The sequence below is a fragment of the Achromobacter sp. HZ34 genome (genome assembly GCF_002209485.1).
GTDB lineage: Bacteria > Pseudomonadota > Gammaproteobacteria > Burkholderiales > Burkholderiaceae_B > Bordetella_C.
Map to the genome: position 1 here is coordinate 518,570 of NZ_NJIX01000004.1, position 22,396 is coordinate 540,965.

A 22,396-nucleotide genomic window follows, 5' to 3' on the forward strand; every position below is an offset into this window, starting at 1 on the left:
GGCGCAGCGCCCGACGGGGAAGCCGGGCGTGGCACAGTGCATCAAATGCCTGCTGGCAGGGATCCTTTGCGCGATTGCTGTTACTGAGCTGGACTGGCGCGACGTCTGTCATCTTGCGGGAATCGAATTTTTCCAGATGTATGCGTCTGTAATGTAGTTACCAAGTTTTAGCGAGATCGAAAGCATGGCCGCAAACTCCGTCTCCCCCGTATCCCCTGTCAACGCCTCCGTCGTCGCGACTGCTATTGGCCGGACTTACGACTCCGTCAAACGCGGCGACGGTGTCGATGCCATTCCCGCCGTTTCAGCCGTGACCGCGGGTCCCCGTGCCAGGCTGCACCAGTCCAAGGTGTGGCGTTCGTACCGCAAGGGGGGCTTCAAGAAGCAATTCGCGCAACAGCAGCGCCGCAAGTCCACTCGGGAAGAGGTCGAGACTTTCATCGCCGCCGGTGGCGCTTATCTGGCCACGCAGTCGACGCGGAACCAGGCACTGGCCAAGGAGCGCAGGGAACGCCGTTCATCGGTGGAAAGCGCGGGGGAAAGCGCAGGTCTCCTGTATGGCGACGCGCAGCCGCAGCTGGTCGCGGCGCAGGCAAACCCGGTCGCGCGGGCTAACCAGCAGCGCGTGCTGGTGGAGCAGAAGCATGGCGCCGCGGCGCGCCAGCAAGGTGGCCGGTCGGCGGCTGAACTCCAGGAGGACGCGGCCCGGTACAGCGCCAAGCTTGCCGGGGCGCGCGAGACGATCAGGGATCTGCCCGTCGATCTCCTGGGCAAGGCGGCGAATGCGCCGCTGGAACTGGTGGCGGAAATCACCGCCATCCATGGCGTGCGCCCGGAAGATCTCCGGCGCATTTGCGCCGAAGAACGGCAGAAATTGATCAGGCCGCCGATCAACGTGGTGCACGCCGTTGCCATGCCCCAGCCAAACGCGGAAAAGGCCGGGAGCGATTTCGGGGAACTGGTCAACTTCTGTGCCGGGCAGAATGACAAGCGTGTCGCGCCGCGGACGGCAATCCAGTTCGGGGTCGAGTGCGTGGACACGATCACGCTGTTGGTCGCGGCACTGTCGCTGGTCAGGACTTGGCCGCACTCTGGCGGACCCGTCGCGCTGACCGCCCGATAATGACGACGTTCCGGGCCCTCGTTTGCGATATTCCGGGTTCAGACGCCAAGCGCACGGCATACCGAGTGGTGCATGACGCCTTTTGCGCGGAAGTCTTACGTGAGTTCGGCGAGCGCCTGGAGGCATGGCCGCCGGCCAGCGCCGCTGCCCTTCTGGCGGCGGAGCCGGCACAACAAGCCGGGCTGTTGCGCGCCTGGCTCGACGATATTCCGCAGGCCTGGCGCCAGCTGCGCGCGCAGTTGTGCGACCTGGGTGGAGGCAATCCCCTGGCTTGCCGCCATGCCGGACATCTGGCCTGGGTGTTGATCGCCACCCTGTTCGACAGGATGAGTGCGCCGGTCCTGCAGCTAGCGCTGCGCGAGATGCCGGAAGACCGTCTGGCGGCGCTGCATGCCTGCGGGACTTCCCATCTGGCGATGTTCCAGTATGTCGCCCGCTACGACCTGCAGCGCCGGCTGGCCAACGCCAGGTCGGCCTCGCAGGCGGTGACGCGGGAAATCCAGGAGTGCTTGGAATTGGGCCGGATGCCCGATGCGGGAATGCTGAGGGAATTGGCCACCACCCTGCGCCGGCGGGCTGCCTTGAGCCAGGCGCTGGATGGCGCCGCGTCAGCGCCGCTCGCCGCCTCTGCCGTGGAAGTGATCTCGACATCGCAGGATGGCACCGGCTTGACCTCCGACCTGCAGGTCTTGCTGGATGTCTTGCTGGTATTGGCCGGGGGTGGGGCCGATACGGCATCGATCGCCTCCATCGTCGCACTCGCCGATACCAGGGTGGCCGCCCACGCAACCGCCTGCTTTCGTGCCGCCCTGGCGATTGCCGCGTTCGTGGATTTTGCCCGCAGCTGGAATGCCCCCGTGTTCTTCGACAGGGACGGCCGGCCTTTGCGCCTGGCGCGGCTGCTGGCGATACGCGCTGCCCGCGTCGACGACGGCAGCAGCAACGCGGCACCGCAAATACAGCTGACCGCGTCAGTCAGCGTGCGCGGCAATCATCCTGCCGTAACGCTGATCGTGGTTGCCCAATTGGGCGACGCCGATACGGTAGTGGGGCTGGCGGATTATGCGCAGCTGCGCAACGCCCGGCCCGTCAGCGATTCAGGAAAATTCGCCGAAGCCGTGTGAGTGCGGCCGCTTACGGCAACGATTCGTGCTCTCTAGTATTGCGATTCATATAGCCAGGTTTGATGTGGGCGAACGACATCGACGCGCTCGCCGATCCTCCTGGCGCGCTATTGGAGAACACCTATGTCCACATTCTCTGTTGCTGGATCGCCCCTTGCGGGGCGTATGGCCGACATCCACGATGCCGGCAAGCCGGAGCCGTCGGGAAAGACGCAATTTCCCGGAGAGATCAAGAACCCGAGCCTGGGGACGAAACTCCTGTTTCGCATGGGCCTCATGTCCGCCGCCGACAGGCGGGCATTCAACGCCGACACGCTGGAACGAAATGGACTCAAGCTCGAACGGGCCGTCTGCAAGCTGATCGCGACGACGAATGGGTCGCTGGGCCGTGCCAGCAAGCACGAGATGTACAAAGCCGTGGGCGCGGCGATCGGCAAGGTCACCCGTCAGATGGAAAAAATCCAGGGTTTCAACGACACCACGCGCGCGGACGGCGCGTCCAGGGCTGCCGTGGTGGTGTACGGCACGGAAGGTGTGCCCACCGACGACATCGTCCATCGAGCCGTAGGCAAAAGCCTGGACGGTTGCGACGATCGCACGAAGAATCGCGTCCTCGATTACATGGCCGGTATCGCGGGTGTCACGGATCCCGAAGACATCAGGGACCGCACTGACAGTCTGGTCGCGTACAGCAACAAGCTGAACCCGGCGATTCCCCGTCTGGTGGTGGAAAGCTTCAAATGGGCGCGTGAAGACCAGGCCCTGCGCCAGGCTTTGACCGAGGGGCCGCTGGATGCCGGTAAATTAACGGCGTTCGGCGAACAGATTCGCGCCGAGAGAGCCACTGCCCAACCCTTGAGCGCGAAAATGGCGGGCACGTCCAAGGCGCATTCGCTTTTGGGTGATGTGCCAAGCCTGAACGGAAAAATCGAGGGTGGCAGCCTGCCCAGGCCGCTGCCGCCAGGCGCCCAGAAGGCCTGCGCGACCGAGCGGTCGTTTGCGCGCGTCGTGGACCAACTGTCGGCCGGGCAGCGCAAGCAGTTGCGCGAAGAGATCCCGCGCTACAAGGGGGAAGTCTCCACCTTGTGGCAACAGGGCGAGTTCGAAAAAGCGGCCAGCCTGCAGGAAGCGGTCGATACCATCCTGAGCGTGTTGAACAAGCAGGCATCCTCCGCGGAAAAGGCGTTCGGCCGCCATGAAAAAGCGCATTTCGCTGACGATCTGCAGCGCGTGAGCGCCATTTTTTCCAGGAAGATTCCCCACATCAAAAAGTCCATGGGCCATGCGCTATTCGGCAACGAGAAGGCCGTGGACCAGGAGATGAAGGACGCCATCAGCAAGATCGTGTCAGGCTGCCGCAAGGCATGCGGGTCTCATCAGGAGGAGCTGAAGGCCGGTCTTGAAAAGGAATCGGGTGTGCGGCCGGTCGAACCCAGGCGCGTCGCGAGCCGGGCTGAATATTATGAGAATCTGGCCGACGCACTCTCGGCCAGATTCCAGGCCCGCCTGACGCATCGAGCGTATCGGCCAGACTACACCGTCAAGCAGGAAATGCTGGAACGCTTGATGAAGGAGGATGAGGCACAGGCCGGCGTCACGCTCAACCCGACCCTGGCGCGCCTGGGCGAGGCAATTGCGGGAATGGGTCGCGTGGCGCGGGGCGTGGCACTGCAGGACCCGCAGGCGCGACCCGCGGACCCGCTCGAAGTGCCGGAGAGCGTCGAATCGGGCACGCCAGCGGCCCTGGTCCAGGCCAGTATCTTCGAGGATCCTGTCCTGGCCGATCGCGTGGATGATGCGGCTATGGAGGCCAAGGCCGTTGTCGTCGTGGATTCGCGCTTGAACACGATGGAGACGTACGATGAGGTGGCCGATGCCGCTGACGCCTCTACCGCTGCCGCCGCTGCTGCCGACGCCGACGCCGACTCGGGCGTGGACAGCGACGACGAATTTCCACCGCCGCCGCCGGAGGTGCTGCAGCAGTTGCCACAGCAGAAGGAGCAACTGCCGCCGCCGCTGCCTGAGCACGGGCGCGCGAACGCGACCGCTGCCGGCATCACGGCGTGACCCCAGTGGGAAGCATTCCCACGCGCATCACCAGGTCAGCCCTACGCCCGTACTGTAGATCGACTCATTCATGGTCTGACGCGTGCCGCTGACCTGGTCCCTGGCGTATTTGACGTACAGCGACAGGAAGTTGTTGATGTTGTAGCGCATCCCGGCTTCACCGCTGATGCTGAGTTTCGCATCGGCCTCCACCGGCCGCAGCAGTTCGCCCTTGGTGTAGATCTGGAACTTCTTGCCGCTCAGGTAGCGCGAGTAGTCCCAGCGTATCGCACCCGCCAGCGAATGGTCGCTGCTGCCATCGTCGTAGCGGTAGTTGACCGCGCCGGCCAGGGCTGACATGGAGAAGGCACCCAGCTCGTCGTCCCAGAACTGGTAGCCAGGCCCGGTGCCGTAGGCGAATTGGCGGCGCACCTGTTCGACCGTGTCGGCGCGGTACAGGCCGCGCAACTGCCAGAAAGCCTTCTGCGTGAGGAAGCGGTCCAGCGTGTAGTCGCCGCCGTAATTGTTGACGCTGACGCTGTCGTCGTCCTTGTCGCGGTTGTAGTTGGCGTTGAGGGTGTTGCGCCACATGCCGCTGCGGGCCTGGGCGTTCGCCGCCAACGCATAGACCTGGCTGGTGGAGCTGGACTGCGTCTGCACCAGGGAAGCATCCAGCCTGCCTTTGAACGACGTATCGCCTATCACCGTGTGGTTGCGATTGATGCTGTCCAGCGAGCTTAGGGGCACATCGGTGTGGATATCGCGCGTGGCGTCGGCCTCGGTGACCGCGCCGGCCAGAACCACCTTGCCATTATCGGCGCGCACCAGCTTGGCCTGGTATTCGCGCTCCACGTCCTTGTCGCGGATCACCAGGTTATCGGTGCTTTGCAGCGTGGTGACGTGCTTGAAATCGATACGCAGGTCGCCGCCGTAGGAAGTGGACACCATCAGGAATCCACTATCCAGGGATTTGATCGTCCCGGTCACACGGTCGCCGTTGTCCAGCCAGACGGTGTCGGCCAGTGCCGCACTGGCGGGCAGCATGGCCAGGAAGACGGCCAGCAGGCGTTGGCGATGACGTGATGCTCGGGGCGCCGAAACGTGAGGCGGCATGTAGTTTCCTTCGTGTTGAGGTTGTCTTGCGTAACACTTGCGGCGAATGATGAACGCCGTTGAAGCAGGGAATCGCGGCCTCGGGGCCGCTGTTAAACTCGCAGCCTTACCGTGCAGCGCGCGGGACCGCGCGCTGGTTGGCGGACTGCCTGTGGAATTCCCCTGTGCTCAAGATATTGCATACCTCTGATTGGCAAATCGGTAAGCTTTTTGGTCAATTCGATTCTGATGATGCAGCGCTGCTGGCCGATGCGCGCTTTCAGGTGGTTGAAGGATTGGCGCGTCTGGCGCAAGCGGAGCAGGTCGATCTGATCCTGGTTGCCGGCGATGTGTTCGACGCGCAAACCGTGGCGGACCGGACCATACACCGCCTGTTCAAGGCGATGAGCGCCTACGCCGGCCCCTGGATCATGATCCCCGGTAACCATGACGCGGGCCTGGCGGAATCGGTGTGGACGCGCGCGCAGCGGTTGGGCGCGGTGCCGGATAATGTCACGATTTGCTTACGTTCCGAACCGTTGATCGTGGGGCTCGGCCCGCAGTCGGCCGCGTTGCCGGCATACGTGCAGCCTGGGTCCGGTCTTCCGGCCTCCGGCCAGGCGCGGACCGCGGTGGCCATCCTGCCCGCGCCAATGACTCAACGCAATACTTACGCGGACTTGACGGAATGGTTCGCCGGCGCGGATACGCCGGCCGGTCTGCCGCGTATCGGCATGGCCCACGGCAGTGTGCAGGGCATCCTGGCCGAAGGCATCGATTCCACCAATCCCATTGCGGCAGGCCGCGCGGCGCAGGCACGCCTGGATTACCTGGCGCTGGGCGACTGGCACGGCGCGCGCCAGATCGACGAGCGCACCTGGTACAGCGGTACGCCAGAAACCGACCGCTTTCGCGCCAACGCCTCCGGTTGCGCGCTGCTGGTCAGCCTGGACGGTGCCGCCGCGCCCCGTGTGGAGGCGCGTGCCACGGGCCGCTACCGTTGGCAAAGCGAGCGCGCCACGTTGCGGGTGCCAGGCGATGTGGACGCCGTCATCGCCACACTGAACGCACTGACGGCAAACGACGTGGTGGCGTTGGAGATAGACGGCCAGATCGATCTGCAGGGTCATCGCCGTTTGCTGGCGGCCATCGAGCAGGCGCGTGGAACGGCGCGCGGCGTGTTGGCGGACCTGGGCAGCCTGCGCCTGGCGCCGACCCAGGACGATATCGATGCCCTGCAAGCCGACGGCTACGTGGGCGAGGTCATCGCTGAACTGCGCGCCGCGCAGGAGGGCCCCGGCGCGGACGGCGATGATGCACGCATCGCGCGCGATGCGCTGGCGCTGCTGGCGGGGATGCTGGCATGAAGCTTTCCCGTTTCCGCATTGCCCAATTCCGTCAGTTCCGCGATGCCATCGAGATCGACGGCCTGGCGCCCGGCCTGAATCTGTTTACCGGACCCAACGAGACCGGCAAGAGCACGATCGTGACGGCGCTGCGCGCGGCGTTCTTCGAGCGCTACCGGTCCAATAGCGCCGAGGATTTCCGGCCCTGGGGCGACGGTGCGGCGGCGCCCTCCGTCACGCTGGACTTCGAACATGGCGGCGAGCAGTACCAGTTGTTGAAAAGCTTTCTGGGCAAGAAGCGCTGTGAACTGCAGATCGGCGGCGCCGGCCGCTCGCCGCGCCGTCTCGACGGCGCCGAAGCGGAAGACCATCTTGCCATGCTGCTGGGATTCCAGCATGCCAACAAGGGCGCCAGCAAGGCTGAACATTGGGGCATCCCGGGTTTGCTGTGGATGGCGCAAGGTACGGCGCAGGACGTGCGCGAGCCCTTGGCGCACGCCACCGGCCATCTGCGCTCGGTGCTGGGCAGCGCGGTCAGCGATGTGGCCAGCAGCCATGGCGACGACATCATCGCGCGGGTGGAAAGCGCGCGCGGTGAATTGCTCACGGCCCGCAGCGGCAAGCCCACCGGCGGCTATCAGCTTGCCTTGGACAAGCGCGACCAGCTGGCCGCCGCCGCCACGCAGGTCGCCGCGGAAATCGAGGAATACCGCCACAAGGTGGACGACCTGGCCCGCCTGCGCCAGGCGCACGACGCCGACGAGGCGCAGCCGCCCTGGCTGGATGCGCGCGAGCAGGAACGGGCGGCGGCACGGCGCCTGGAGGAAATCCAGGAGATCGAGCGCACCCTGGGCGAACAGCGTGTCCGCGTGGCACAGATCGAAGAGCGTACGACCTTGCTGCGTGCGCAGATCGAGGGCTACGCCAAGGACGCGCGCACGGCGGAGACCCGGCGTGTGGCGCTGGCCGAAGCGCGCCAGGCCCACGAGGCGGCCGTCGCCGGTGTGGCGCCCTGGCGCTTGCGGCTGGACGAGACGACGCGCCAGCACGAGGCGGCCAGCATAGGCGCGCAACGTGCGCGCCTGCGTGAACGCCGGACCTCGCTGGACCGCGAGCACGCTGCTTTGCAGGCTGGGGTGCAGGCCGCCACGCAGACCCTGGCGGCGGCGCAGGATGAACAGGCACGTCAGCAAGACCATGAGCGGCGTGCCGCCGCCTTGCGCATCACCGAACAGGACCTGGCCGCCTTGCGCGAGCAGGCGCGCTTGCAACGCGAATTGGAGTTGCGGTTATCGGCGGTGGCGACCCGGCTGGAGTTCGCGCTGGAAGCCGGCCAGGTCATCGAGATCGACGGCAGCACGGTGCAGGGTAGCGGTGAACGCCAGTTGGCCAAGGCGACCGCGCTGACGCTGCCAGGTGTGGGACGCCTGACGATCACGCCGGGTGGGGCCGACCTGACCGCCTTGCGGCGCCAGGCCGACGAAGCGGGCGAGCGACTTTCGTCCTTGCTGCAAAGCCTGGACCTGGCGTCGCTGGACGCCGCCGAGGCACGCGCACGAGAATGCCGGTCTGCCTTGGACGAGGCCAAGGTCGCGGCCGCGACGCTCAAGGGCCTGGCGCCCCAGGGCCTCGATGCCTTGCGTTCGCAACTGGCCCGCGACGAAGCTCGCCTGCGTGAAGTGGAACAGGTACGTGTGCAGCTGGTGCAGCAAGGGAGCGATACGGAGAAGCAGGCCGAGGAATCGGGGCCGGGGGGCGAGTCTACCCACGCGCGAACTGACAAGCAGATAGAAGCGCGGCCTGCGACACAGGCTGGCGCGGCCGACGCGCCCGTGCTGTCCGCCCAGGAGGCGGAAAGTCGCCTGGCCGCGCTCGAACGCTCGCTCAAGCAGATCGGCGCCGATCTGCACAAGGCGCAGCTTGCTGCCAGCGACAGCCAGGCCCGTGTCGACGCGGCCCAACGTGAACACGATGCCGCGCAGGCCGCCTTGTCCGCGCCGGGCCGCGCGGAAAAAGAAATGGCGAGCCGGCAGTCCCTGGACGACACCTTGGCCGAAGCGGCATCCGCGCGGGCGCGGGTGCAGAGCCTGCTGGCCCAGGTGGAGCAGGCCCGCCCCGATATCCTGAAGCAGGATCTCGAACGCTATCGCCGCAGCGCCGAACAATTGGAGCAGGCTTTTCATCAGCGCCGCGATGCCCTGATGCGCCTGGACGTGGAATTGCAGGCCGCCGGCGCGCGCGGCCTGGAAGAGCGGCAGGCGGAAATCACGCGCGATCTGGCGCAGGCGCGCCGGCATGCGCAGGAACTGACGCAACGTGCCGAAGCGCTGGACCGCTTGCTGACCTTGTTGCGCGACAAGCGGGCCGCGCTGACGGCACAACTGCAGGCTCCGCTACGGCAGCATCTGCAGCGGTACGTGCAATTGCTGTTTCCGCAAGGCCAGGTGGACCTGGATACCGATCTGATGCCCGGCACCCTGGCACGCGCCGGTGCGGCGGGCCTGGAGGCGGCCAGGTTCGAGGAACTGAGCTTCGGCGCGCGCGAGCAGTTGGGCGTGATCAGCCGCCTGGCTTATGCGGATCTGCTGCTGGAGGCCGGACGGCCCACCTTGATCATCCTGGACGATGCCTTGGTGCACAGCGATGACCAGCGTCTGGCGCAGATGAAGCGCGTCCTGTTCGACGCGGCGACGCGGCACCAGGTGCTGCTGTTCACCTGCCATCCCGCGAACTGGCGTGACATGGGCGTGGCGCCACGCGCCCTGGAAGGCCTGCGCACGCGCGCGTAGATCCAGCCCGAGTCGCGCATGGGCTGCGGGGAATGCGCCGGGTACCCGGGCACATTCCCCGCCAGTTTTCTAATCCTTGGGCAGCCACGGCGTAAGCGGCTCGATATCCACGCCCTCCGGCGCATACCAGACCTTGCGCGTGGCATCCCAGCGCGCGCCCAGCTTCTTCACATGGTCCTTGTCGGCATAAGGCACCTTCAAGTCGCGCCGGTTGCCGGCGTCTTCGTTCGGCGCGGCGCCGCGCGCGGGGGGGGGCGTCGACCGGGCAGTCTTGGCTGCCCTGGCGCCGCCTGTTGCCTGTGCCTGGCGTAGCGCCTGGTTGGTCTGCACTGCGGCGTCGGAGCGCGCGCGCGTGCCGGCGATGTCCATGCGCGCGATATAAGGGCTGCGCTGGCGTTCATCCGAGGGCGTGATCAGGGTCAGCCGCGTACGGGCGCGTGTCGCCGCTACATAGAACAGGTTTTCCTCTTCCCGCGCCGCCTGCAAAGGGTGGGGAAATTCCCCAATGGCCAGGAAAGGCAGGATCACATGGTCGAACTCCTTGCCCTTGGCCGACTCGACGCATTCGAGCAGCACCAGGTTCTTGCCGCGGCGCGCCGCCACGAAAGCATCGGCGGCGCCGATCCACGCCGCGAAGTCCCGCAGCGAGCGGCCGGACGCCCGTGCCGCCGCGACAAAGCCCTGTACCGAGCGCGTGACCACCTCGGTATCGTAGGGATGGACATAGAGCCTCTGGGCCAGGTTCTCCACCGCCACATCGGCGCAGATCCGCAGCAGCGCTTCATGCGCGGGCGCGTCGTCCGGCAGGCCACGCACATGATCGACGGCCGCGGCCATGCGGCGGCGCGCGCTCTCGCCGCCTACCCGCTGGATCTGGTATTGGAAAAATGTCTTCAGCAGTTCCGGCTGTTTGGCGATGTCGCGTTTGGCCTGGCCCAGTTCCTCCGGGCTCAGCGGCACTTCGCCGAACAGGGCCAGCGCCGCGATGATGGCTTCGCGTACCGGCAGCGCCTCGACCGTGTGCAGATTGTCCAGGGCGACGGCCAGCATGCCGCGCAGGAACAGGATTTCCTCGCGCCGCAGGTAGCTGGGCATGGTCTGCGTGCGATAGCCGATATCGGCCTGCATCAGCGCATTCTCGATGGCGATGGACTGATGGCGGTCGCGCAGGAGAATGGCGCAGCCCTCCAGCGGATGCTTGTCCTGCTTCCAGCGCCGCAGCGCCGCGATCACCTGCACGGCGCAGGCGTCGGCGCCGTCCTGGTCCGGCCCGGCGTCCAGCGCATAGGTAATGACGTCCAGGTCGGTTTTCACGGGCAAGCCCGAACGCACCGGCTTGTTCTTGAACGCTTCCATGGCGTGGGCCAGATGCGGGCCGTGGCGCCACGTCACCGTCAGGGGGTAGCTCATCGTCGCCGGAAAACGCGCGGCGAAGCGATGGTCCAGATACTGTTCGCTGGCGCCCAGGCGCGAGTGGATCACCTGGTCGCGATCGCCCGCGCCGACGAAATACACGGCGTCACGGCCGTCGCTGGAACGCGCGAGCAGCGTTTCCACGACGGTGTAGGCGGCCTCGTTCAAATCATGCAGCTCATCGGCCACCACCAGGCGCCAGGTGGGCAGGGCGTCGGCGGATTCGGGAAAGTCGCGCAGCAGGCGCGCCAGGTCGTAAGTGGCGTCCCAGGGGCCGCGAAACTGCGGTGTTTCGCCGCCACCCTGCCGCAGCCTTTCGAACTCCTGGGCCCACAGCAGGTCGGTCAGCGAGATGCCGCGGTCCTCGGCCACGTAGGTCAGCGGTTGCTCCTCGTCGCGTTCACCGAGGTCCAGGGCCAGCCGGGCCTTCAGCGTCAACAGGTTGTCCAGGAATTGGCTGACCGCGCTGTCGTGGGTGCGTATCTCCAGCTGATCGAGGTAGGCCGGGTAAGCATCGGCCAGGCCCTCCAGCGCATCCAGTGCCGGCTCCTTGAGTTCGCGTGCCGACAGCAGCGGCAGCGGCGCTTCGTCCTCCAGGCGCGCCAGCACCCGTTGCGCCAGTTCATCGACGGTCAGCACCGTCAGCTGTGCCACCGTGCTGGCGGGCAGGCCGACTTCCTGCAGGCGCGTGCGCATCACCTGGCGTGCCTCGGGGGTGAAGGTCAGCGCCAGGATGGCTTGCGCGGGCAGGCCGCGCGCCAGGGCCTCGCCCACCCGCAGCGCCAGCGTGGTGGTCTTGGCGGCGCCGGCATTGGCATGCACCAGGCAGACGCGCTGGCGCGCCAGCTGGATGTCGCATTGCTCGGCGGTGGGGACCAGGCCGGCGGGGACGAATTGAGGAGTAGGGCTGGGGCTGTCGGTCATCGAGTCATGGGCAAATGCGGGTAGCGGGCGGTTTGGGGAAGCGCGGGAGGATGTGCGGCCGGGGGAGTCAGAACTCCACGAACTTGCCGATCACCACGCCGCATATCGTTGCCGATGCATCGATTTCGATCAGGCGCGGTCCGGGCCAGTCCGGGTTGAGCGCGCGCAGGTACTGGTGTTCGCCTTCGATAAGCAACTGCTTGAACGTGGCTTCCTTCGAGTCCTCGAAGCGCACCACGACATTGCGTCCGTGTTCCGCGGCGACGTCGGGATCGACGAAGATGATGTCACCGTCCTGGAACTTGGGTTCCATGCTGACACCGCGCACGCGCAGCGCGAAAGTGTGCGGGCCGTGGCGGCGCGGGCAGGCATGCCAGATGTCCGCGTCGCCGGGGGCGAAGTTGTCGATCACTTCAGCCAGCGCGCCGGCCTGCACCCAGGAGATCAGCGGCACCTGGCCCTGCATCGGCCGCGTACCGGCAAGATCGTAGGCGGGGTTGGCCAGTTCGATGCTGGCGCCGCCGGTGGCGTAGGTGGCAGCGGCTGGCTGCGCCGTCGAGGGCGCCGCCGAGGCCGCGGTCGATGTTGCGACCGAGGATGTTCCGGCGCGTGTCGCGGCTACCGCGGGTGCGCTGCGTGGCGCCGCGGGGCGCGTCCCAGCATGGTCCGTGTCCATCCAGTACAGGCCCAGGCCGAATGCTTCCTCGACCTTGCGCGCCGTGCCGTCGCCCATGTCCTTGGCGCCGGACGCATAGCGGCTGACCAGGGAAGGCGTGGAGTAGCCGAGCACGTCGGCGGCTTTGGTCTGGCTGCCGTCGCACAGGCGCGCAACGACATCGACGAAATTCAAGCGGCGGATTTCTTTGGCGGATCGCATGGCGCGATTAGACCTGAAGTTACCAAAAAGGTAAAGACCAGTAGCGGTAATTTTTACCTTGTTTAATTACCGTTAAGGTAATAGCATTTTTCCCTTGTCGTCGACAAAGGCGTGGCGGCTCAAAGGCCTCAACGAACCAATGAATAGGGACTCAATGCTTGAGTAGGAGAGCACGGTGATGGATGGATCACTCAACGACAGCGTACAGATGGCCGTGTGGATCAAGTGGGTCTTCGGCAGCGGCGCGATGGGCGCGCTGGTTTCCGGCCTGGTCCTGTTTGCCCGGCGTATGTTGCGCAACGACCGCATCGCCGCGGTCGACACCCTGGAGAGCACCCGCTCGACCAAGGCATTGGGCGATCTCACCGTCTCGCTGTTCGAGGAGAATCGCAAGCTGCGCGCGGAGCTGGATCATAAGAATGCGATGCTGATCGCGGCTTATCGGGACTTGCTGGGGCAAGGCCCGGTGGATCACGCCAAGGCGGATCCACCAGACTGAAGGACGTGATCAGTCCTGGCGGCTGGTCACTTCCACCAGGTGGTAGCCGAACTGCGTCTTCACGGGGCCCTGCACCTGGTTGACCGGGGCGCTGAACACGACCTGGTCGAATTCCGGGACCATCTGGCCGCGGCCGAAGGTGCCCAGGTTGCCGCCGTCGCGCTTGGACGGGCAGCTGGAATTTTCTTGCGCCAGTTTGGCGAAATCCGCGCCATTTTCGATGGCGGTCTTCAGTTCCTTGGCTTTTTCCTCGGTCGAAACGAGGATATGGCGGGCAGAGGCGAAAGGCATAGTGTTCTCCTTCAAATGGATCTAGAAGGTTAACAAACAAACAGAATGGGCGTGCCGGTGCCATGATTGGCACGCCTGTGGCGCCGTTCCGATTTGCTCTGTCCCCGTGTTCCGTAATAATAGGCGCCTGGCAGGCATCGAAAACAGCGCAGGGCCGGAGGATTTCATGCAGTGGGAGCGTCTACTAACGCCGCAGCGCCTGGGCAAACGGGCCGCGCCCGAGGAACAGGATCCGCGCAGCGAATTCACGCGCGACAACGACCGTATCGTGTTTTCGTCGGCCTTTCGCCGCATGCAGGACAAGACCCAGGTCTTTCCCCTGGCCAAGAGCGACTATGTCCGCACCCGGCTGACCCATAGCCTGGAAGTGGCGTCGGTGGGGCGCTCGCTGGGCATGCGGGCGGCCGAGCGCATACGCCGCGTCTGCCCGGAGGCGGCCACCGTGGTGCGCCCGGACGAGGTGGGCATGATCGTCGCCAGCGCCTGCCTGGCGCACGATATCGGCAACCCGCCGTTCGGCCACGCGGGCGAATCGGCCATCCAGGAATGGTTCAGCCGGGCGCCGGAAGGGCGTGAGTTCCTGTCGTGCAGCGGCATGAGCGCGGCCGAGCGGGCCGACCTGGAAGCGTTCGAAGGCAATGCGCAGGGCTTTCGCATCCTGACCCGCCTGCAGTATCCGCAGCAGCGCGGCGGCATGCACCTGACGGCGGCGATGCTGGCGACCTTCGCCAAGTATCCCGGTGCGTCCACGGCGGCGGATGCGGACGGCGCTGCCATTGGCCGGCACAAGTTCAGCTATATGCAATCCGAGGCGGACCTGTTCGAGGAAGTGGCGGCCATGACGGGGCTGCTGCCCAGGTCGCAGCCGGCGGGCTCGGCGACACCGCCGGCGGCTTCCTCGGCACCGTCTCCGGCACCATCCCCAGCACCGTCCCAGGCGACCTCGCCGGCAGTGCCCCTGGCCTGGCACCGCCATCCGCTGGCCTTCCTGGTCGAGGCCGCTGACGACATCTGCTATCACGTGATGGACATCGAGGATGGCTACAAGGCCGGCGTGGTCAGCTACGAGCAGTTGCTGAGCCTGCATCAGCCCTGGCGTGACGCGCACATCGACGGTCGCGCCGAGCAGATGGGCACCGATGCACAGAAGGCAGAGTTCTACCGCGCCAAGACCATAGGCAAGCTGATCGACGATGTCGTCGACCAGTTCGAAGCCAGCCTGCCCGGCATGCTGGACGGCAGCTTCGATCGCGAACTGGTATTGGGCATCCCCCGGTCCGCGGCCTTCAGGCACTTCAAGGACGTCGCCCGCGAACGGGTGTACCGCCACCAGGCCGTGCTGGAGATCGAGGCTTGCGGCTTCGAGGTCATCAGCGGCCTGTTGTCGGCTTTTCTCGGCGCCGTGGAAGATAATGCGGCGCGCGGGGAAAAGGGCCAGAGCGTGCGCACGCGCACCCTGCTGCACTTGATGCCGGGTGCGCGCGGCGATTTCGCGACATTGCGTCCGTATGAGCGCGCCTTGTGCGTGACGGATTTCGTTTCCGGCATGACCGATACCTATGCGGTCGAGTTTTATCAACGTATCAGAGGAATCACCTTGCCATGAAGCGCGTCGTCGTCGGCCTGCTTTTTTCTTTCCTGATGTTTCTCACGGCGCTATGCTTTTTCGCCGCCGGCGCCGGCAACCAGACGATACATTTCTTCGGCGTCGGCATGGAGCCCGCCGACCTGGGCAAGGCGTTGTTGCTGGCGGCGCTGCTGATCCTGCCGTTCATGATCGCGCTGCAGATCGACGCCAGCCGCAAGACGCGACTGGCGCCTTACGCGGTGCTGTTGAGCCTGGCCGTGCTGGCGATCTTTCCGCTCAAGTTCCAGGGCGAACTGTGGCACTGGGCCATCAATCCGGATGGCACGCCCATGGTGGATGAAACCTCAAGCGCCGGCGGGCAGCTGCGCACGTTCGATGGGCTGTTCGGCTACGAGCCCTTCTGGCAGTCCTATTATGTGAAGCCGGCCCGCCATGTCGACTACGACAGCGAGAACCATGAGACGCGTGACCTGCAGGAAGGCAATGCCTTGTGGGGCAAGCGCACGAGCTACAAGCTTTATCCCGCGAATGACAAGGACGATCGCGAATGCCGCGAAGCGGTCGCGTGGCATTTGCTGGGTTTCTATTACGACGACCGGCGCGATCGGCGGATGGCTTTCGAGATGGACGCCAAGACCGACCCGCTGTGCCGTCCTGTCAAGGTTGCGGAGGGGCTGGTCCGGCGCGACGCGCCGGCTATCGCCATTCCCGTCATGCCGGGCAGTCGATGAACAACCATAGGCGCAACGAGCCCCAAGGAGCATTCCAGTGATGAAGCAGACCGTCCAGGCCAGGCTGCCGCAAGGCACTTTGAACGGCATAAGCGAGCAGGGCGTCTGCCGTTTCTCCGCGATCCCTTACGCCGAGGCGCCCGTCGGGCCCTTGCGTTTCGCGCCGCCGCGCCCCGCGCAGTGGCGCGGCGAACGCGATGCGACACGCCCCGGCCCCGTGTGTCCGCAACTGCCTTCGCGGCTGCGTCGCGTGATGGGCGATTTCCAGGCGGAGCAATCCGAAGACAGCCTGCACCTGACCGTGTGGACGCCGGGCGTCGATACGCAGCAACGTCCCGTGGTGGTGTGGCTGCATGGCGGCGCGTGGCAGAGCGGCGCCGGTGCGCTGGATTGGTATGACGGCGCGCGGCTGGCGCAGCGGGGCGACTTCGTGGTGGTCGCCGTGAACTACCGGCTGGCCGGGCTGGGCTGGTTATGCCTGCCAGGGGAAACCGCCAACGTCGGCCTGCTGGACGAAGAGGCCGCCATTGCGTGGGTGCATGCGCACATCGCGGCCTTCGGCGGCGATCCCGCGCGCATCACCGTGATGGGCCAATCGGCCGGGGCTTCCAATATTGCGTTGATGCTCACGCGCAAGCCGCTGTTCCAGCGCGCCATCATGCAGAGTGCCGGCCTGGGGCGGGGCTTTCGGGATGGTGAGCAGGCCGCGCACTTGAGCCGGGTGTTCCTGCGCGCGGCCGGCGCGGCCAGCCTGGCCGCTGCGCGCGAGTTGCCGGTGCAGGCGCTGCTGGACGCCCAGCAGGCACCAGACGTGGTGGCGGCGCTGCAGGCGGAAGGATCGAGCCGCAGCCTGTTCTATCCCGCCATCGATGGCGAGGTGGTGGCGCGCGACATCGAGGCTGCGATGACTGAGGCCGCCGGTCGCGCCGACGTCCTGATCGGTTACTCCCGCGATGAACTGGCGGCATTTCCCGGGGGTGGGTTGGACGAGGACAGCCGACGCAAGGGCGAGGAGACCTTCGCGGTACGCTCGCGCCGTTGGGCTCGCGATGCCGTCGAGCGTGGCCGGCAAGCCTGGGAGTACCGCTTCGATGCCGGCTACAGCCCTGAATTCGGTGCCTGCCACTGTGTGGAGCTACCTTTTGTCTTCGATACCTTCGATGCCTTCCGTGGGGCGCCCATGCTGGAGGGACTGTCGGCCGAGAAGGCGCGGCAAGTGTCGGACGCCGTGCAGAACGCCTGGATCGCCTTCATCCGCGGCGGGTCGCCAGGGTGGGACGCCGCGCCGGCCCAGCATGTTTTTGCGTAATAGCGCCAGCGGGCGTTGAGCCAAGTCCCGAGTCAGGTCTCGAACCAGGTTCCAAGCCATAAAAAAGGGGAAATTCGTGTTCTATCTGAAGCGCTTTGCGCTGATTCTTGCCTTGTGCCTGCCCTGCCTGGCGCAGGCCGCCTTTCCGGACAAGCCTTTCCGCATCATCGTGTCCAATCCGCCGGGCGGTCCGGTGGATGTGATGTTGCGCGTGCTGGCCAACAAGCTGGGCGAGACGTGGCAGCAACCAGTGGTGGTGGAAAACCGGCCGGGCGCGTCCGGCATCATCAGCACCGGTGTGCTGGTGAAGTCGCCGGCCGATGGTTATACGCTGGGCATGGTAGTGGCGTCGGCGCTGACCATCGTTCCTTTCGCGGTCGACAAGCTGCCCTACGATCCGCAGAAAGACCTGCAGCCGGTATCGCTGGTGGCGCGCACGCCTTTCCTGTTCATCGTCCGCAGCGACAGTCCGTTCAAGACCTGGGACGATTTCGTGCGCGCCAGCCATGAGCGCGACCTGGCCATCGGGTCGTTCCCGCGCGGCACCGCCTTCCACCTGATCTGGGAGCAGACCGCGCGGCGTGCCGGCGTCAAGGCGCTGTATGTGCCGTCGGCTTCCTCGGGCAAGACGCAAAACGATTTGATCGGAGGACAACTGGACATTGCGCTGGACGCACCGTCCAGTTCGCAGGCCTTGATCCAGGCGGGGCGCTTGCGTCCGCTGGTGATCACCAGCCCGACGCGTTTCGCCGGTTTGCCGGACACGCCCACGCTGGAGGAATCCGGCATGGCGGATTACGCGCCGCAGCCCTGGATCGGCCTCATGGCGCCCGCTGGCGTACCGGCGGACCGCATCGCCTTCATCCAGCAATCCGTCGCCAAGATCCTGCAAGATCCCGCCATGAAGGCACAAATGGCCACCTTGGGCATGATCCCCATCGGCAGCACCCCCGCCGTCCTGGGCGCCACCATCGACCACGACCGCGCCGAAATGGCTCCCTTGATCAAGGAACTGGGCATCCGCCTGGAATAGTTCTCTGCGTGGATATGGGACGTTCACTTCGTCGCGTGTCCGTAGGGATCCGCCTTGGTCTGGCCGGGGGAGCGGTAGCGTGAAGGGAGGGTAATCGGGAACCTCCCTCCTCCGCGAAAGTTCGGCTTACGGGGGCGATAGCACGAGAAGGGGGGCGATGGGGTTGCCCCCTCAAAAAAATCCTTTTTTTGATCCCAAGAAAATCCCCGGACTAACCCTATCAGGGTATTTGCTGGCACAGCCATGCTTGTTCTCGCGTCACTAATTACTTGTTTGCCAAGCGTAGGCCCCCCGGCCGATGATGGATTTACAGCGGCCGCGCAACGCCCGTTGCGGGTCTCCAGATCACGACTGAACACGGCAGAACATGGCAAACACGCAGGCAGCATGCAGGGCGGGCGTCGACATCGGTGGCACGTTCACCGACGTCGCATTGGAATACGAAGGGCGGCTCTCCACCGCCAAGGTGCTCACGGATTACGAGAAACCCGAACGGGCCATCGTCCAGGGCCTGAAACTGGCCGCGCAGGAAGCCGGCATCTCTCCCTCGCTGATCCGCTCGATCGTGCACGGCACCACGCTGGCGACCAACGCCTTGATCGAGCGCCGCGGCGCCAAGACCGCCTTCATCACCAGCGATGGCTTTCGCGACGTCATCGAGATGCGCAACGAAGGCCGCTTCGAACAATACGACCTGGCCATCCAGCTCCCCACCCCGCTGATCCCGCGCCGCGACCGCTACGCGCTCAAGGGCCGCCTGGACGCCAACGGCCGTGAACTGGTGCCGCTGGACATGGCCGGCCTGGACAGCATCATCGATGCCATCCGCGCCGGTGGCTTCACCAGCGTGGCCGTGGGCCTGATGCATAGCTATCGCAACGGCGCGCACGAACGCAAGGTGCGCGAACACCTGCTGCGCGCGCTGCCCGGCGTGGCGATCTCCATCTCCAGCGAAGTGTCGCCGCAGATCCGCGAATTCGAACGCTTCAACACCGTCTGCGCCAACGCCTACGTGAAGCCGCTGATGTCTTCCTACCTGAACCGCCTGGCCAGCGCGCTGGCGGAAGAAGGGATGCGTTGCCCGCTGTACCTGATCCACTCCGGCGGCGGCCTGATGTCCCTGGCCAGCGCCGCGGAGTTCCCCGTGCGCTTGCTGGAATCGGGACCGGCCGGCGGCGCCATCTACGCCAGCCATGTGGCTGCCCGTTACGGCCTGGAACGTGTGTTGTCCTTCGACATGGGGGGCACCACGGCGAAGATCTGCCTGATCGAGGAACTCAACCCCAAGACGGCGCGCACCTTCGAAGTTGCGCGCACCCAAGGCTACAAGAAGGGCAGTGGCATGCCCATCTCCATCCCGGTCATCGAGATGGTGGAGATCGGCGCCGGCGGCGGTTCGATCGCCCATGTCGATGACTTGAAGCAGGTCCGCGTCGGTCCGGAAAGCGCCGGCTCCGAACCGGGTCCGGCCTGCTATGGCCGCGGCGGCGATCGCCCCACCGTCACCGATGCCGACCTGGTGCTGGCCAAGCTCGACGCCAAGCGTTTTGCCGGTGGCTCGATCACCCTGGACAGCGAGGCTTCGCGCCAGGCGCTCGACACGCACATCGCCAAGCCCTTGAACGGCGACGCCGTGCAGGCGGCCTACGCGGTGGCCGAAATGGTGGACGAGAACATGTCCAACGCGGCGCGCATGCACGCGGTGGAAAGTGGCCGCGACCTGAGTGATTACGCCATGATCGCCTATGGCGGCGCGGCCCCGCTGCACGCCGCGCGCCTGTGCGAAAAACTGCATATGGATCGCCTGCTGGTGCCGCCCGGCGCCGGCGTCGGGTCCGCCATCGGCTTCCTGCGCGCACCCTTCGGCTATGAATCGCTGCGCAGCGCCGTGATGCGCCTGACCCGCTTCGATGCCGACGTCGTCAACGGCATGATCGCGGAAATGAATGAAGAGGTGTCCAGCTTCGTGCGCGAAACCGGCCATACGGGCGCTACCGTGCGCGAGCTGCGCGCCTATATGCGCTATGCCGGCCAGGGCTGGGAAATCCCCGTCGCCGCGCCGATGGCCGTCGTCGACCAGGCAGGGCTGGAAGTGCTGCGCCAGAACTTCGTGCAGGCCTACACGCAACTGTTCGGCCACGAAGTGGTCGGCCTGGATGTCGAAGTCGTAAGCTGGTCGCTGTCCCTGCGCAGCGAAGTGCCGCCGCCGGAACGCATCAAGGCCAGCCTGGGCGACCGCGTCGCCTCCCGCAAGGACTATCCGCCCATCGACAGCCGTCAGGTCTTCGACGCCAAGTCCGGTGAATTCCTGGACTGCGCCATCTATGATCGCGCCAGCCTGCCCACCGGCCTGCGCCTGGATGGACCGCTGATCGTCACCGAAAAAGAAACCTCGTCCTATGTCAGCCCGAGCTACAGCCTGATCCTGCAAGAGGATGGCTGCCTGCTGATTCAACGTGCAGAGAAGGAAGCCGCGTAATGAGCACGAGCAACTCCAAGGCGGGCAACGCCGGCGCGAGCAAGAAAAGCGCCACCATCCGCGTCCGTGAACAGATCATGTGGAACCGCCTGATCGCGGTGGTCGAGGAACAAGCGGTCACCCTGGTTCGCACGGCCTTCTGCACCAGCGTGCGGGAAGCGGGCGACCTGTCGGCTGGCGTCTTCGATGCCCATGGCCGCATGATCGCCCAGGCCGTTACCGGCACCCCGGGCCACGTCAATTCCATGGCGGAGTCGGTGGGCCATTTCGTCGCCAAGTTCGAGGGCAAGCTCGTACCCGGCGATGTGCTGGTCACCAACGACCCGTGGATGGGTACCGGACACCTGCATGACATCACCATGGTCACGCCGGTGTTCCGCAATCCCAAGGGCAGCGCTCAGCCGCGCCTGATCGGCTTCTTCGCATCGACCGCGCACGTGGTGGACATCGGCGGCCGCGGTTTCGGTCCGGATGCCGGCGAAGTGTACGAAGAAGGCCTGTGCGTACCCTTGATGAAGTTCCACAAGGGCGGCGAGGTGAACGAAGACCTGATCGAGATCCTGCGCAGCAACGTGCGCGAACGCGACCAGGTGATCGGCGACTTCCATTCGCTGGTGGCCTGCAATGACACCGGCCGCCGGCGCCTGGAATCCATGATGGACGAGTTCGGCCTGGATGACCTGCAGGAACTGGCCGAATTCATCTTCGAGCACAGCGAGCGGGCCACGCGCGAACGCCTGGCGGCGTTGCCGGCCGGCCGCCATGCATACGAAATGCGCGTGGACGGGTATGAACAGCCCATCGACCTGCATGTCAGCGTGCAAGCCAAGGACGGCACCATGTACGCTGACTTCGATGGTACGTCGGGCCCCAGCAAGTACGGCATCAACGTACCCCTGACCTACACCAAGGCCTATGCCTGCTACGCCTTGAAGTGCGCGCTGGCGCCGGAAATCCCCAACAACTGGGCCTCGCTCAAGCCTTTCGAGATCACCGCGCCGGAAGGCTGCATCCTGAATGCGCTGCGTCCCGCGCCGGTGGCCGTGCGCCATGTGCTGGGTCACCTGATTCCCGACGTGGTGCTGGGCGCCCTGCAAACCTACAAGCCGGACCTGATCCCGGCCGAAGGCGCCAGCGCCTTGTGGAACCTGCAGATGCGCTTCACGGGCGTGCGGCCGGACACCAACCAGGCGCGCCACGAAATGCTGATCTTCAACACCGGCGGCAGCGGCGCACGCCCTGCGAGCGACGGCCTCAGCGCAACGGCTTTTCCCAGCGGCGTGCACACCATGTCTTCCGAAGTCACGGAAAGCATCGGCCCCATCATCGTCTGGCGCAAGGAATTGCGGCCTGACTCCGGCGGCGCGGGCCAGTGGCGCGGCGGGCTGGGCCAGCACATCGAAATCGGCGCGCACGACGGCTACCACTTCACCTTGAACGCCATGTTCGACCGGGTTGCCTTCCCCGCCCGCGGCCATGAAGGCGGCGGCAACGGCGCGGCCGGCGCGGTGGGCATGGACGACGGTACCGTCATGAAAGCCAAGGGCACGCAGCTGATTTCCGAAGGCAAACGCCTGGTGCTGGATCTGCCGGGTGGCGGTGGCTACGGCGCGCCCACCGCGCGTCCGGCCACCCTGGTGCAACGGGATGTTCGAGACGGCTATATCAGCGAAGCACAGGCGCGGCAGGACTATCCGCACGCGTTCGACTAAACCGCAACGCGCAGCGCCGG

General features: G+C 65.8%; 16 protein-coding genes. 12 read left to right on the plus strand and 4 right to left on the minus strand.

What is annotated here, in order from left to right:
• Positions 1-184: 184 nt before the first annotated feature.
• From CEY05_RS18840 to CEY05_RS18850, 3 genes are all read left to right on the plus strand, one after another.
• Positions 185-1,123, plus strand: coding sequence for a hypothetical protein (locus CEY05_RS18840; protein WP_143220498.1), 939 nt, complete (start codon positions 185-187; stop codon positions 1,121-1,123).
• 68 nt (positions 1,124-1,191) lie between these two features.
• Positions 1,192-2,247: a hypothetical protein gene (locus CEY05_RS18845; RefSeq protein ID WP_143220501.1), complete on the plus strand. Its 1,056-nt coding sequence runs from the start codon at positions 1,192-1,194 to the stop codon at positions 2,245-2,247.
• A 165-nt stretch (positions 2,248-2,412) separates the two neighbouring features.
• Positions 2,413-4,314: a hypothetical protein gene (locus tag CEY05_RS18850; protein WP_088597014.1), complete on the plus strand. Its 1,902-nt coding sequence runs from the start codon at positions 2,413-2,415 to the stop codon at positions 4,312-4,314.
• A 27-nt stretch (positions 4,315-4,341) separates the two neighbouring features.
• Here CEY05_RS18850 and CEY05_RS18855 read toward each other — a convergent pair whose 3' ends face one another.
• A complete protein-coding gene (locus CEY05_RS18855) occupies positions 4,342-5,406 on the minus strand; it encodes a DUF481 domain-containing protein (protein ID WP_088597015.1) in 1,065 nt (354 codons plus the stop codon).
• A 164-nt stretch (positions 5,407-5,570) separates the two neighbouring features.
• Here CEY05_RS18855 and CEY05_RS18860 point away from each other — a divergent pair, with 164 nt between their 5' ends.
• Both CEY05_RS18860 and CEY05_RS18865 read left to right on the plus strand, forming a co-directional pair.
• Positions 5,571-6,752, plus strand: a complete 1,182-nt coding sequence (locus CEY05_RS18860; protein WP_088597016.1) for a DNA repair exonuclease — start codon at positions 5,571-5,573, stop codon at positions 6,750-6,752.
• Entirely contained in the window at positions 6,749-9,520 is a 2,772-nt protein-coding gene (locus CEY05_RS18865; RefSeq protein ID WP_088597017.1) for an AAA family ATPase, read from the plus strand. The genes CEY05_RS18860 and CEY05_RS18865 overlap by 4 nt, the downstream gene beginning before the upstream one ends.
• A gap of 69 nt (positions 9,521-9,589) precedes the next feature.
• Here CEY05_RS18865 and CEY05_RS18870 read toward each other — a convergent pair whose 3' ends face one another.
• Positions 9,590-11,857 (minus strand): DUF5710 domain-containing protein, encoded by a 2,268-nt coding sequence (locus CEY05_RS18870; RefSeq protein WP_088597018.1) that lies wholly within the window; start codon positions 11,855-11,857, stop codon positions 9,590-9,592.
• A gap of 67 nt (positions 11,858-11,924) precedes the next feature.
• The gene (locus CEY05_RS31770) at positions 11,925-12,734 is read right to left on the minus strand and encodes a LexA family transcriptional regulator (protein WP_233161589.1); all 810 of its coding nucleotides are present in this window, start codon (positions 12,732-12,734) and stop codon (positions 11,925-11,927) included.
• Between the two features lie 178 nt (positions 12,735-12,912).
• On the opposite strand from CEY05_RS31770, the gene CEY05_RS18880 reads away from it, so the two are divergent.
• Positions 12,913-13,233, plus strand: a complete 321-nt coding sequence (locus CEY05_RS18880; protein WP_088597019.1) for a hypothetical protein — start codon at positions 12,913-12,915, stop codon at positions 13,231-13,233.
• A 9-nt stretch (positions 13,234-13,242) separates the two neighbouring features.
• On the opposite strand, the gene CEY05_RS18885 is transcribed toward CEY05_RS18880, so the two are convergent.
• Entirely contained in the window at positions 13,243-13,524 is a 282-nt protein-coding gene (locus CEY05_RS18885) for a peptidylprolyl isomerase (protein ID WP_088597020.1), read from the minus strand.
• A 166-nt stretch (positions 13,525-13,690) separates the two neighbouring features.
• Here CEY05_RS18885 and dgt point away from each other — a divergent pair, with 166 nt between their 5' ends.
• The 6 genes from dgt to CEY05_RS18915 all read left to right on the plus strand — a co-directional run bounded on the left by dgt (position 13,691) and on the right by CEY05_RS18915 (position 22,376).
• Positions 13,691-15,130 (plus strand): dGTP triphosphohydrolase, encoded by a 1,440-nt coding sequence (gene dgt, locus CEY05_RS18890; RefSeq protein ID WP_088597021.1) that lies wholly within the window; start codon positions 13,691-13,693, stop codon positions 15,128-15,130.
• The gene (locus CEY05_RS18895; protein ID WP_088597022.1) at positions 15,127-15,843 is read left to right on the plus strand and encodes a hypothetical protein; all 717 of its coding nucleotides are present in this window, start codon (positions 15,127-15,129) and stop codon (positions 15,841-15,843) included. Before dgt ends, CEY05_RS18895 begins: the two co-directional genes overlap by 4 nt.
• Before the next feature lie 40 nt (positions 15,844-15,883).
• Positions 15,884-17,152 (plus strand): carboxylesterase/lipase family protein, encoded by a 1,269-nt coding sequence (locus CEY05_RS18900; RefSeq protein ID WP_088597023.1) that lies wholly within the window; start codon positions 15,884-15,886, stop codon positions 17,150-17,152.
• 76 nt (positions 17,153-17,228) lie between these two features.
• Positions 17,229-18,185 (plus strand): tripartite tricarboxylate transporter substrate binding protein, encoded by a 957-nt coding sequence (locus CEY05_RS18905; RefSeq protein ID WP_233161590.1) that lies wholly within the window; start codon positions 17,229-17,231, stop codon positions 18,183-18,185.
• Positions 18,186-18,552: 367 nt separating this feature from the next.
• Entirely contained in the window at positions 18,553-20,664 is a 2,112-nt protein-coding gene (locus tag CEY05_RS18910; RefSeq protein WP_088597024.1) for a hydantoinase/oxoprolinase family protein, read from the plus strand.
• Complete coding sequence (locus CEY05_RS18915) at positions 20,664-22,376, plus strand: hydantoinase B/oxoprolinase family protein (protein ID WP_088597025.1); 1,713 nt, start codon at positions 20,664-20,666, stop codon at positions 22,374-22,376. Before CEY05_RS18910 ends, CEY05_RS18915 begins: the two co-directional genes overlap by 1 nt.
• The last annotated feature ends 20 nt before the right edge of the window (positions 22,377-22,396 follow it).

Coding starts and splice junctions, on each gene's coding strand:
- CEY05_RS18840 (WP_143220498.1), top strand. CDS start 185: ATGGCCGCAAACTCCGTCTCCCCCGTATCCCCTGTCAACGCCTCCGTC.
- CEY05_RS18850 (WP_088597014.1), top strand. CDS start 2,413: ATGGCCGACATCCACGATGCCGGCAAGCCGGAGCCGTCGGGAAAGACG.
- CEY05_RS18855 (WP_088597015.1), bottom strand. CDS start 5,406: ATGCCGCCTCACGTTTCGGCGCCCCGAGCATCACGTCATCGCCAACGC.
- CEY05_RS18865 (WP_088597017.1), top strand. CDS start 6,749: ATGAAGCTTTCCCGTTTCCGCATTGCCCAATTCCGTCAGTTCCGCGAT.
- CEY05_RS18870 (WP_088597018.1), bottom strand. CDS start 11,857: ATGACCGACAGCCCCAGCCCTACTCCTCAATTCGTCCCCGCCGGCCTG.
- CEY05_RS31770 (WP_233161589.1), bottom strand. CDS start 12,734: ATGCGATCCGCCAAAGAAATCCGCCGCTTGAATTTCGTCGATGTCGTT.
- CEY05_RS18880 (WP_088597019.1), top strand. CDS start 12,913: ATGGATGGATCACTCAACGACAGCGTACAGATGGCCGTGTGGATCAAG.
- CEY05_RS18885 (WP_088597020.1), bottom strand. CDS start 13,524: ATGCCTTTCGCCTCTGCCCGCCATATCCTCGTTTCGACCGAGGAAAAA.
- dgt (WP_088597021.1), top strand. CDS start 13,691: ATGCAGTGGGAGCGTCTACTAACGCCGCAGCGCCTGGGCAAACGGGCC.
- CEY05_RS18895 (WP_088597022.1), top strand. CDS start 15,127: ATGAAGCGCGTCGTCGTCGGCCTGCTTTTTTCTTTCCTGATGTTTCTC.
- CEY05_RS18900 (WP_088597023.1), top strand. CDS start 15,884: ATGAAGCAGACCGTCCAGGCCAGGCTGCCGCAAGGCACTTTGAACGGC.
- CEY05_RS18910 (WP_088597024.1), top strand. CDS start 18,553: ATGGCAAACACGCAGGCAGCATGCAGGGCGGGCGTCGACATCGGTGGC.
- CEY05_RS18915 (WP_088597025.1), top strand. CDS start 20,664: ATGAGCACGAGCAACTCCAAGGCGGGCAACGCCGGCGCGAGCAAGAAA.